This window comes from Streptomyces sp. NPDC006602, assembly GCF_042870385.1.
GTDB lineage: Bacteria > Actinomycetota > Actinomycetes > Streptomycetales > Streptomycetaceae > Streptomyces.
This window is the reverse complement of record NZ_JBIAHG010000003.1, coordinates 329,592-340,999: the sequence shown is the minus strand read 5'-3', so window position 1 is coordinate 340,999 and position 11,408 is coordinate 329,592. Positions and strand designations below refer to the sequence as shown.

The following is an 11,408-nucleotide window of genomic DNA, read 5'->3' as shown; positions in this document are numbered from 1 at the left end:
CACAGGGACGGTTTGCCGGAGTGACTGATCGGGCTGGACCACGGGACGTCAGCTGGGTCGATGAGTGTGTCTATCAGCGGCGATCCGGGCCCGTCAATGGCGCCTGCACCCCTTGTGGCCTGCGGAAATAACAAGTTGATACGACCGTCACCCCCAGAGGTCCAGACCGGTGAAGGGCCCCAGGTGGGGGACTGACGGCTCCGTCGCGACAGCGATCCCTGCCGTGCGCGCCAGGCGCCCGGAGGTGGTGCCGACCCAGCCGGCGAGCCGTTCGGTGCCTGTCGCATCCGTACAGGTGAGTCGAAGTGCGGCCGAACGGCCTGTGTGCCGCGTCCCTCGCCTCTGCAGCCGGGCGATGGCGACGGGAGGTGCCGGCGGACGATCACGCCGAGGGGACGTCATAGTCGTACAAATGCGCAGCAACTGCGTTTACAAGCAGGCAACTCGGCTGACCCGATCCCGATATACGGACGCGTCAGTCTGAACAACGTACGGCCGTGCGGGTGCCGTAAACGGGCCGGAGCGCGCCATGTCGCTCCGGCCCGTTGCCGTACCCGGCCTCAGTCTGTGAGCCCCAAGGACCGCTTCAGGAAGTCCAGTTGGAGGCGCAGCAGGTTCTCGGCGACGGTCTCCTGCGGGGTCATGTGCGTCACGCCGGACAGCGGCAGTACCTCGTGCGGGCGGCCCGCGGCGAGCAGGGCGGAAGACAATCGCAGCGAATGGGCGACCACCACGTTGTCGTCCGCGAGGCCATGGATGATCATCATCGGGCGATGCGGCTCCACGGCGTCGACCAGACCCGCGTCGTCCAGCAGGGAGTTGCGGCGGTAGACCTCCGGTTGCTCGTCCGGGTGGCCCAGGTAGCGCTCCTGGTAGTGGGTGTCGTACAGCCGCAGGTCCGTGACCGGGGCGCCGACCACCGCCGCGTGGAAGACGTCCGGGCGGCGCAGCGCCGCGAGCGCGGCCAGATAGCCGCCGAAGGACCAGCCGCGGATCGCGACCCGGCTCAGGTCGAGCGGGAAGTCGGCGGCGAGGGCCTGGAGCGCGTCCACCTGGTCCTGCAGGACCACCTCCGCCAGGTCGTCCCTGACCGCCTTCTCCCAGGCGGGGGAGCGGCCCGGAGTGCCCCGGCCGTCCGCGACGACCACCGCGAAGCCCTGGTCGGCGAACCACTGCGAGGTCAGGTGCGGATTGTGCGCGGCGACCACCCGCTGGCCGTGCGGACCGCCGTACGGATCAAGGAGCACGGGAAGGGGAGTGTCCCCGTCGTAGTCAGTAGGCATAAGCACGGCGCACGGGATTCGTCGTGCGCCCCCTTCGATGAGGGTCACGCGCGGGGACAAACCGGGATCTTCGGCGTACGAGGTGACACTCGCCGCCGGCTTGCCGTCGCGCAGTACCAGGACCCGGGCTCCCGGCCGGTCCAGTGCGGCGGACACCAGCACGGTCACGCCCCCCGCGCGCACCGCCGAGTGCACGCCGGGCTCCTGCGAGAGGCGCTCCAGGCCGAGCTCGTTGACGCGGTAGACGTGCACCTCGCCGATCTCCGGGGACTCGGCGTCCTCGCCGGCCGACGCCGAGATCAGCACGTCGTCGTCCGAGACGTCCAGCACCGCGCGCACATGCAACTGGGCTCCCGTCAGCGGCCGTTCGCCGACCGCGAGGACCCGTGCGCCCCCCTCGTCGGCGATGCGCACCAGCTGTCCGGAGGGGCTCCAGGACGGCACTCCGGGAAAAAGATCCAGCCAAATTGGATCTTCGTCCGCGTGCACCATCCGGGTCGCGCCCGTCTGAGGATCCACGGCCAGGTACAGCTGACTGCGCTGGTCGCGCGACTGTACGAGCAGCAGTGGAGCACCCGCCGCTGACCAGTGCACATGCGCCAGATACGGGTAGCGCGCCCAGTCCCAGACGACCTCCGTGCGCGCCCCGTCCAGACCGATCACGAACAGTCGTACGTCCGCGTTGTCGGTGCCCGCCGCCGGGTACGGCACGTGGTGTGGCTCACGATCCGGGTGGGCCGGATCGGAGATCCACCACCGCCGCACCGGCGTGTCGTCCACCCGCGCCACCAACAGCCGGTCCGACTCCGGCGACCACCAAAAGCCCCGCGAGCGGCCCATCTCCTCGGCCGCGATGAACTCCGCCAGACCGTAGGTGACCTGCTCCGACTCGCGTTCCACCAGCGCCCTGTCCCCCTCGCCCTCGGCGCCCACGACCCGCAGTGCGCCCTGGGCGACGTACGCGATGTGCCGCCCGTCAGGGGCCGGGCGCGGGTCGATCACCGGCCCCGGGGCGGGCAGCTCACGTGCCGTGCCGGCCCGCAGCTCCGCCGTGAAAAGCCGCCCTGACAAGGCGAAAGAGGCCAACTCGACGGCGGAGTCGGTGGCGTAGCCGACGATGCCGGCACCGCCCTCGCGGCTGCGCTCGCGCCGCGCCCGCTCCTCGGGCGAGAGGTGCTCCTCGGCGCCGCCCAGGAGGGCGCGCGGGTCCGCCGCGACGCGCTCCCCGGCGTCCGGGAGGTCGAGCACCCACAGCGAGTTGGCCCGGTCCGTGCCGGAGCCCGAACGCAGGAAAACGACACGGGAACCGTCGGGCGCCACGGTGAACGCGCGTGGCGCGCCGAGTGTGAACCGCTGGGTACGGGCGTGCCGACGGGGGAAGGAGTCAGGCTCGGTCGTCATGCCTCGACCATATTGGCCGTGCGCCCCCTTGTGAGGCTGTGCGCCGATCAATGCGCACGTACGGATAGTTATGATCACTAGCGCATAGTGGGTATCAACCTGCTGGCTTCTTGTATGGATTTATCTGCCCCCATAGTTCCGTTCCCCGTCCGACCCCCCACGTCCCTGGGTTCTTTGGAGGTGAGCCGCCGTGGCACTCTCGATTTCGGCGGTGGTGCTGCTGGCGATCATCGTCTTCCTTCTGATCAAGAAATCAGGACTGAAGGGAGGGCATGCGGTCGTGTGCGTCCTGCTCGGCTTCTACCTGGCTTCGTCGACGGTGGCCCCGACGATCAGTGAGCTGACGACCAACATCGCGGGCATGATCGGCAGCATCAAGTTCTGACCAGCCCTTTAGGGTGGGGTCATGACGGAACTGCCCGCCCGTCGTCTGCTGCTGGTGCACGCGCACCCGGACGACGAGTCGATCAACAACGGCGCGACCATGGCCCGGTACGCGGCCGAGGGTGCCCGGGTGACGCTGGTCACCTGCACGCTCGGTGAGCGTGGCGAGGTCATTCCGCCGGAGTTGCGGCGGCTCACCGGCGCCGACCTCGGCGAGTACCGGCGGCGTGAGCTCACGGGGGCCATGCGTGAGCTCGGCGTCGAGGACTTCCGGCAGCTCGGCGGCGCGGGCCGCTACCAGGACTCCGGGATGATGGGCCTCGCCGACAACGACGACCCCGCCTGCTTCTGGCAGGCCGACATCGACGAGGCCGCGGCCCACCTGGTCGAGGTGATCCGCGAGGTACGTCCGCAGGTCCTCGTCACCTACGACGAGAACGGCGGCTACGGCCACCCCGACCACATCCAGGCCCACCGCGTCGCGATGCGCGCGGTCGAGCTGGCCGCCGAGGCGGGCTTCGCGATCGCCAAGGTCTACTGGAACCGGGTTCCTCGCTCCGTCGCCGAGGGCGCCTTCGCGCAGCTGGAGCGCGATCTGCCCGGCCTCCCCCTCACCAAGTCCGCGGTCGTCGACGACGTACCCGGTGTGGTGGACGACGAGCTGATCACCGCCGAGATCGACGGCATCGCGCACGCCGCCGCCAAGGCCGCCGCCATGAGCGCCCATGCCACGCAGATCACGGTCGCCGAGCCGTACTTCCTGCTCTCCAACGAGCTCGCGCAGCCCCTTTTCACCACGGAGTACTACGAGTTGGTGCGCGGGGAGCGGGCCGGTACGGGGGCCCGCGAGACCGACCTGTTCGCCGGTATCGAGGAGACGTCATGAGCGACCGGACGACTTCCGCGCTGGCCCAGCCGTTGCAGCGGCCCTCCTTGGGGCGGGCCGCCGCCTACCTCGGGCTCCTCGTGCTCGGCGCGCTGGTCGGCGTGGCCGGGTCTCTGGTGCAGTCCGGCTGGTTCCCGGGCGGGCTGCTGCTCGGCCTCGCCGCCGAGGCCGGGCTCTGCCTCGGCGGAGCGAGAGCCACCGGCAGCCGGGCCGGGGCCGTCGCGCCCGCCGGCGGCTGGATGGTCGCGGTCATCCTGCTCACCGCCAGCCGTCCGGAAGGTGACTTCGTCTTCGCTGCGGGCAGCGGGTCCTATCTTTTCCTGCTCGGCGGGATGGCCGTTGCTGTGATCTGCGCCACGCTTGCCAAGGGGCGGCAACCGGACGGCGATGGGGTCCGACTTGGGAAGTGACGTACCACTTCGCCTTACATAGTCCGTGGGAGTCCCGTGATGGTTTCCCCGACGGTCGTGGGATACACGCCGGAAGTGGCCAGTATGGTGGTGCGCGCCGCCGAGTCGCCCGAGAGAGGTCGTAACGCGGGCGGCGGAGCCAACCGGGAGAACCTGCCTTGAGTCGTGAAACTGACAGTCCGTCCTCCGGGCCCAACGGGCGCGGCGGAGCCGCATACCCCTCGGGCACGCCGCCGTACGGGACGCCCACGGCTTCCGACGGCAGTCCGGACGCGGGCCGTTCGGCCCCGCAGCCGGAGGAACGCAAGACCGAGACCACGCTGACGACCCGGATCCGGATCAACATCCCCGGATCGCGGCCCATTCCGCCGGTCGTCGTGCGCCAGACCGTCGCCGATGCCGAGGGCTCCGACGGCAACGGCACGGACGGCGCCGAGGCGTCGGCACAGGGTGCCGCCACGTCCACGGGCACCGTCGAGCCTCCCGCCGAGGCCGCCCCGGCCGCCGACGAGAAGCCGAGCGACTGGTTCGCACCCCGCAAGTCCGGGCCGGCCAAGGGCAGTCCGGGCGGCGGCTCGACCAACGGGGCCGGTGTGCCGGGCGGTTCCGGCACTGGTGGTGCCGCTCCCGCTGCCGGTGCGGGTTCGGGTGCGCCCGGTGGTCCGCGTCCAGGCGCCGGCCGGCCCGGTGGCGTGGTCGGCTCCATGAGCATCCCGGGCGGCTCCCGCTCGGGCGGCACGAACGGCTCCGGGCTTCCCGGCGGTGCCACCGGCGGCCCCGTCGCCCCTGGTCACGGCGGCGGCACCGGTTCCTTCGACGTGACCGAGGCGCTGTCCGCGGGCGGCCCGCAGACGGGCGGCTCCCGCCCAGGCCCGGGCCGCGACGACCTGCCGTACTTCTCGGAGAACGGCGGCGGTCCGAGCGGTGGCGGTCCGAACGGTGGTGGACCCAAGGGCGGCGGTCCGAGCGGTGGCGGGCCCAACGGCGGCGGGCCGAACGGCATCAGCGGTCAGGGCGCGCTGAGCGGTTATGACAACGACCTGAGCGGCTACGGCGGCCAGGTCGGTCCGAACGGCCAGAGTCCCTACGGCGGCCCCAGCGGCCCCAGCGGCTTCAACGGCCCGAACGGTCCCGGCGGACCCGGAGGCCCGGGCGCCCCGCAGGGCCCCGCGGGTCCGACCGGCGGTCCGGTCACCGGCGACGGTCCGATGGTTCCGCCCGTCGGCGGGGTGAGCGACACCCTCGGCGGCTCCTACGACTTCAACGGACCGGACGGCATCGGCGGGCCTGGTGCCCCTGGTGCATCCGGTGGCCCTGGCGGTCCCGGCGATCCCTCCGGGGGCCGCGGTCCCGGCGGACGCGGCGGCGCCGGTTCTCCCTCCGGTTCCGCCGGTCGTGCCGGTCCTTCCGGCCCGGGCGGACCCGACGGCCGTGGTGGCCCCGCCGGGCCTGGCGCCCAAGGGGTGTCCCCTGCCTTCGGCGGTCCCACCGGCCCAGGCGGTTCACCTGCCTTCCGCGGCCCGACGGGTCCAGGCGGTTCCTCCGCCCTCGGCGGTCCCACCGGCCCGGGTGGTCCCACCGGCCCGGGTGGTCCCCCCGCCTTCGGCGGCCCGAAGGGTCCTGGCGGTTCCCCTGCCTTCGGCGGCCCCACGGGTCCTGGCGGTTCCTCCGCCCTCGGCGGTCCCACCGGCCCGGGTGGTTCCCCCGCCTTCGGCGGCCCCGCCGGCCCCGGCGGCGGTATGAGTGACGACACCGCGATCCTCACCCCGCAGAAGCCTGCCCCCGAACCCGGCGGTAACGGCTTCGGCGGTGCCTCCGACAACGTCTCCGGGCACACGGTCACCAGCGGCATCCCCGTGGTGCCGTCGGACCGCAACGGGACCTTCCCGCCGGGCGCCCAGACCGACGGCCCCGCGCCGCACGCGTCCCCGAAGCCCGAGTCCGGCAAGCAGGCCCCGGCCGCCGCGTCCAAGAAGCCCAAGAAGAAGGGACGCAGCAAGCTGGCGCTCCTCGGCACCGGCGTGATCGTCATCGTCGGCGGCGCCTACGGAGCAGGCCTCCTGATGAACAGCTCCGACGTGCCCAAGGGCACCACCGTGCTCGGCGTCGACATCGGCGGCGGTACCCGGGACGACGCCGTCGAGAAGCTCAACGAGGCCTTCGACGGCCGGGTGAACAAGGACCTGAAGCTCACGGTCGACGGCAAGACCGTCATGCTCAAGCCGGAACAGGCAGGGCTCCAGTTCGACATGGCGGCCACCGTCAGCACGGCCGCGCACAGCGACTACAACCCGGTCTCCGTCATCGGCTCACTGTTCGGCAACCACCGGGTCGTCGACCCGGTCATGCCGGTCGACGAGGAGAAGCTGCAGGCCGAACTCCAGGACACCGCCGGCGGCACCGGCTCGGCGACCGACGGCACGATCGAGTTCAAGTCCGGCAAGGCCGTCGCCGTGTACGGCAAGGCGGGCAAGGGCGTCGACGTGGCCAAGTCGACCGAATCGGTCGAGGAGGCGTACCGCACCCAGGTGGAGACCGGCACGGCCCCGCCCGTGACGCTCCCGACCACCACCAAGCAGCCGACGGTCTCGAACGCCGAGGTCGACCGGATGATGAAGGAGTTCGCCAAGCCGGCGATGTCCGAGCTCGCCACCGTTCAGACCGACGCGACGCACAGCATCAATTTCGGCTCCGTGTCACTGCCGAAGATCCTCGGCTTCAAGGCCGTGGGCGGCAAGCTCGTGGAGACGTACGACCTCAAGGCACTCAAGGAGGCGTACGGCACCACCTTCGCGGGCGTGAAGATCGAGGGCGCGAGCGGCAAGCGCGACGTCCTGCCGCAGGACGTCGCCTCGGCGCTGGGCAAGGCTCTGCGCGGCAAGACGACGGCGGAGCGCACCGTGGTCATCGACACCACCCCGAACTAGCGGGGCACGAGCCACGAGAGGGCACCCGGCACACGCCCGGTGCCCTCTCGTCGTGCGAGCCGGGGCCGTCGTATGGCATCTGTCATCCGGCACTGAGGATCGCCGACACCGCCGGGCGCCGGGACTGCACGGCCACCCTGGTTCCCATGACGACGACAACGGCGACCACCACGACCCGGTGGTCGCATTCGACCAGGTGAGCGCCGACCAGGGCACCGTCCCCAGGGACGCGGGGCTGTATCGAGGTGCGGCTCCGCCGCGTGGGCGCGACCAGCCCCGACGCACCCCCACACGCCGAACAACACCGTCAGTTCAACATCGCCCGCGCCGCATGAGCCTGCTGCCGCACCCGCGCCGCGGCCGGCTCGTCCACCGAAACCACGACATCGGCGTACGCCTCCAACTCCCCGGCCCCCGCCAGGAAATCCCCCCGCTGCACAAGCAACTGCGCCCGCTCATACCGCAACCGCGCAGGATGCGAAGGCAACAGCAACGACAACTCCACCGCCCACAACGACACGTCCGACCGCTCCGGCCGAGCCGCCGCCCACGCCCGAACGTTGTTCAGGATCCGCAGCACCACCTCCAAAGGGTCCGCAGGACCAAGCATCGACGGATGCAAAGACGCCCCCGTCGCCCCTGTCACCAGCAACTCCGCATCGCCCCCGGTCAACACCCGCCCCCCGTCGAACGGATCGACGAGAACCTGCTCGTCCGGCGGGCCGAAGCCGACGACGAAATGCCCGGGCAGCGCGACGCCGTACACCGGTGCCCCGGCCCGCCGCGCCACCTCCATCCACACCACGGACAGCAGGATCGGCAGCCCGCGCCGTCGCCGCAGAACCTCGTGCAGCAGCGAGGACTCCAGCCGCTGGTAGTCGGCGGCGGCACCACGGAAACCACACCGGTCACCGAGCAGCTCACGCAGCGACACGGCCCAGGAGTGCGGCCCGCCGGGCCGGAAAGGCAGCAGTCCGGCCAGCCGGTCCAGCTCGATCTGCGCGGCGTCCAGGCCGGCCTCGTCCAGCGTGCCGTCCGCCTCCGCGCCCACCAGCAGGCACAGCGTGGACAGGTCGGGCCGCTCGGAGCGGGCCTCCTCGGCGAACCGGCGGCGCAGTTCGGCGGAGCGTTCGGGGGGTGGGGGGTAGGGGGGACGCATAGCTGGCTCGTGCCCTTTCACGGCGATCGCTACCGTTCTTTCGCTGCGGATGGCCACGGATCGCTGCCGATCGCTACCGTTCGTTCCCGGCACCTTCGGGAGCGCGATAGTGGTGATACGCGTGATGCGCGGCGAAGCCCATCCTGGCGTACATCGCCCGCGCACCCGCGTTGTCCGTCTCGACCTGGAGCCACGCCGCCGAGGCGCCCTCGTCGAGGGCACGCTGTGCGAGCGCGGCCATCACGGCGGAGGCCAGCCCTCGTCGCCGTAGCGCGGGATCCACCTCGACGGCGGCGAAACCGGCCCACCGCCCGTCGACGACACACCGCCCGATGGCGGCGGGAGCCGCGCCCTCCGGCGATCCGGGAACCGTGGCGAACCACACCGAAGGCCCGCTCCCCAGCACCTTCAGGGCCACCTCACTCACCCCCTTGCGCTGATACCGCGCAAGCCAAGCCTCGTCCGCCTCCCGGGACAGCACCACTCGGGAGCCCTCCGCGCGGTCGGCGAGCGGTGCCAGCGCACCGGTCCACAGCTCGGCGGTCACCTCCCGCGTCCACTCCCGCCGCTCCAGCTCCGCGCACAGCAGCTCCTGCGTGCCCTCGGCGCCGGTCGCGGTCTGGACGTAGGCGGGCAGCCCGCGGTCGCCGTACCACCGTCGTACGACGGTCAGGGCCTCGTCGAGCGGTATGCCGGGGTCGCCGAGAGGCAGGACCGAGTTGGCGCGCCGCGTGAATCCGGCGGCGGCCCGCAGCTCCCACCCGCCGAGCCGCTCGCTCTCCACCGGCCGCCAGGCGCGGGAGGCGATGCGCGCCAGCTCCTCGTACGAGGCCGCCGGACCCCGTCGGCGGGCCGGGGCGGACGGCACGACCTTGCCCGCGACCAGCGAGGATTCCGGAATACGGACAGTCTCCCCGTCCCGTCGTGTGATCAGCAGCACACCGTTGTCCCATGATGTGAGAACACCCACCGTGTCGGTGAACTTCTCACCCGCGATCCCGGCTTCGGCGACGCGCCGTACGGACACCCGTTTACCCACGTCAGCAGCGGTGATACGGACCACGAGACGTCCGGTCGCAGAGATTTCCACAGGTCGGTCCACCCCTCCTGTTCGGATCATGCCCAAGAACGGAGATACTAGAGGCGGGCATCGACGACGCCGCGCTCCCGCGCGCCAGGTGGCGGAGCCTGAAGACGGCTCGCCAGCGCCCTATCGAGGAGGAACGACAGCGTGACCTACGTCATCGCGCAGCCTTGTGTCGACGTCAAGGACAAGGCGTGCATCGAGGAGTGCCCGGTCGACTGCATCTACGAGGGCCAGCGGTCCTTGTACATCCACCCGGACGAATGCGTCGACTGTGGTGCCTGTGAGCCGGTCTGCCCGGTCGAGGCGATCTTCTATGAAGACGACACTCCGGAGGAGTGGAAGGACTACTACAAGGCGAACGTCGAGTTCTTCGACGAGCTGGGCTCGCCCGGTGGCGCCAGCAAGCTGGGACTGATCGAGCGCGACCACCCCTTCATCGCCGCGCTGCCGCCGCAGAACGGCTGAGAGCGGCTCGCGTCACTCGCGCCGCCTCGGTCCCGTACGGCCTGATCGCCTTGATCGCCGTACGGGACCGAGGCGTTTGCCGAGCAGATGCCGTACGACGGCTCGTACGTACCAGAAAGTGAGCCAGACCCGTGTCCGCAGTCTCCGACCGCCCTCCCGTCGCCCACCGCCACCCTTTCAATGAGTCGCTTCGCGACCGCCTTCCCGACTTCCCCTGGGACAAGCTGGCGCCGTACAAGGCGACGGCCGCCGCGCACCCGGAGGGAATCGTCGACCTGTCCGTCGGCACCCCGGTCGACCCGGTCCCCGAGCTGATCCAGAAAGCGCTGATCGCCGCCGCGGACTCCCCGGGCTATCCGACCGTCTGGGGAACGCCCGAGCTGCGCGACGCGATCACGGGCTGGCTGGAGCGCCGTCTGGGCGCCCGTGAGGTCACCCACCGGCACGTTCTGCCGATCGTCGGCTCCAAGGAGCTCGTCGCCTGGCTCCCGACCCAGCTGGGCCTCGGCCCCGGCGACCGGGTCGCGTACCCGCGGCTGGCCTACCCGACGTACGAGGTCGGCGCCCGCCTGGCCCGTGCCGACTACGAGGTCTACGACGACCCGACCGAGCTGGACCCGACGGGCCTGAAGCTCCTCTGGCTGAACTCGCCGTCCAACCCCACGGGCAAGGTCCTCGCCAAGGCCGAGCTGACCCGGATCGTCGCCTGGGCCCGCGAGCACGGCGTCCTGCTCTTCTCCGACGAGTGCTACCTGGAGCTGGGCTGGGAGGCCGACCCGGTCTCCGTCCTGCACCCCGACGTGAACGGGGGCTCGTACGACGGCATCGTCGCCGTCCACTCCCTGTCCAAGCGCTCCAACCTGGCCGGCTACCGTGCCGCGTTCCTGGCTGGTGACCCGGCCGTCCTGGGCCCGCTCCTGGAGATCCGCAAGCACGGCGGCATGATGACGCCCGCGCCCACGCAGGCGGCGGTGGTGGCCGCCCTCGGCGACGACACCCACGTCCGGGAGCAGCGCGAGCGCTACGCCGCCCGCCGCACGGCCCTGCGCGAGGCACTGCTGAGCCACGGCTTCCGCATCGAACACAGCGAGGCCAGCCTCTACCTCTGGGCCACCCGCGACGAGCCCTGCTGGGCCACGGTGGCCCACCTGTCCGACCTCGGCATCCTCGTCGCCCCGGGCGACTTCTACGGCGAGGCAGGCGAAAACTTCGTACGTGTAGCCCTCACGGCAACGGACGAGCGGGTACAGGCAGCGGTGCAGCGGCTGACGCTCTAGTCACTCGATCCGGCTGCACAAGTCGTTCCGCCGGGACGAGCCGCGCCAGGCGTCCCGCCGGGACGACCGAGCCCGGTCACAAAGGCGACGGGGCCCAGGTGACAACCCTGGACCCCGTCGCCGTACAGC

Annotated in this window: 9 protein-coding genes; 6 read left to right on the top strand and 3 right to left on the bottom strand. The window is 71.4% G+C overall.

Translation table 11 applies throughout. The features are described 5' to 3' along the window. Nucleotides 1–560: 560 nt before the first annotated feature. Nucleotides 561–2,684: a prolyl oligopeptidase family serine peptidase gene (locus ACFYO2_RS10320; RefSeq protein ID WP_388346854.1), complete on the bottom strand. Its 2,124-nt coding sequence runs from the start codon at nucleotides 2,682–2,684 to the stop codon at nucleotides 561–563. Nucleotides 2,685–2,874: 190 nt separating this feature from the next. On the opposite strand from ACFYO2_RS10320, the gene ACFYO2_RS10315 reads away from it, so the two are divergent. The 4 genes from ACFYO2_RS10315 to ACFYO2_RS10300 all read left to right on the top strand — a co-directional run bounded on the left by ACFYO2_RS10315 (nucleotide 2,875) and on the right by ACFYO2_RS10300 (nucleotide 7,291). Further along, nucleotides 2,875–3,069, top strand: coding sequence for a hypothetical protein (locus tag ACFYO2_RS10315; RefSeq protein ID WP_030038342.1), 195 nt, complete (start codon nucleotides 2,875–2,877; stop codon nucleotides 3,067–3,069). 21 nt (nucleotides 3,070–3,090) lie between these two features. Further along, nucleotides 3,091–3,954: an N-acetyl-1-D-myo-inositol-2-amino-2-deoxy-alpha-D-glucopyranoside deacetylase gene (mshB, locus tag ACFYO2_RS10310; protein WP_388346852.1), complete on the top strand. Its 864-nt coding sequence runs from the start codon at nucleotides 3,091–3,093 to the stop codon at nucleotides 3,952–3,954. After that, entirely contained in the window at nucleotides 3,951–4,364 is a 414-nt protein-coding gene (locus tag ACFYO2_RS10305; RefSeq protein WP_388346850.1) for a DUF6113 family protein, read from the top strand. The genes mshB and ACFYO2_RS10305 overlap by 4 nt, the downstream gene beginning before the upstream one ends. A 158-nt stretch (nucleotides 4,365–4,522) precedes the next feature. After that, complete coding sequence (locus ACFYO2_RS10300; RefSeq protein WP_388346848.1) at nucleotides 4,523–7,291, top strand: peptidoglycan binding domain-containing protein; 2,769 nt, start codon at nucleotides 4,523–4,525, stop codon at nucleotides 7,289–7,291. 307 nt (nucleotides 7,292–7,598) lie between these two features. On the opposite strand, the gene ACFYO2_RS10295 is transcribed toward ACFYO2_RS10300, so the two are convergent. Both ACFYO2_RS10295 and ACFYO2_RS10290 read right to left on the bottom strand, forming a co-directional pair. Continuing rightward, nucleotides 7,599–8,450, bottom strand: coding sequence for a tetratricopeptide repeat protein (locus ACFYO2_RS10295; protein WP_388346846.1), 852 nt, complete (start codon nucleotides 8,448–8,450; stop codon nucleotides 7,599–7,601). A gap of 73 nt (nucleotides 8,451–8,523) precedes the next feature. Continuing rightward, the gene (locus tag ACFYO2_RS10290; protein ID WP_388346844.1) at nucleotides 8,524–9,540 is read right to left on the bottom strand and encodes a GNAT family N-acetyltransferase; all 1,017 of its coding nucleotides are present in this window, start codon (nucleotides 9,538–9,540) and stop codon (nucleotides 8,524–8,526) included. Between the two features lie 141 nt (nucleotides 9,541–9,681). Here ACFYO2_RS10290 and fdxA point away from each other — a divergent pair, with 141 nt between their 5' ends. Both fdxA and ACFYO2_RS10280 read left to right on the top strand, forming a co-directional pair. Beyond that, nucleotides 9,682–10,002: a ferredoxin gene (gene fdxA, locus ACFYO2_RS10285; protein WP_010474859.1), complete on the top strand. Its 321-nt coding sequence runs from the start codon at nucleotides 9,682–9,684 to the stop codon at nucleotides 10,000–10,002. A 131-nt stretch (nucleotides 10,003–10,133) separates the two neighbouring features. Continuing rightward, complete coding sequence (locus ACFYO2_RS10280; RefSeq protein ID WP_388346841.1) at nucleotides 10,134–11,279, top strand: bifunctional succinyldiaminopimelate transaminase/glutamate-prephenate aminotransferase; 1,146 nt, start codon at nucleotides 10,134–10,136, stop codon at nucleotides 11,277–11,279. Nucleotides 11,280–11,408 lie beyond the last annotated feature (129 nt).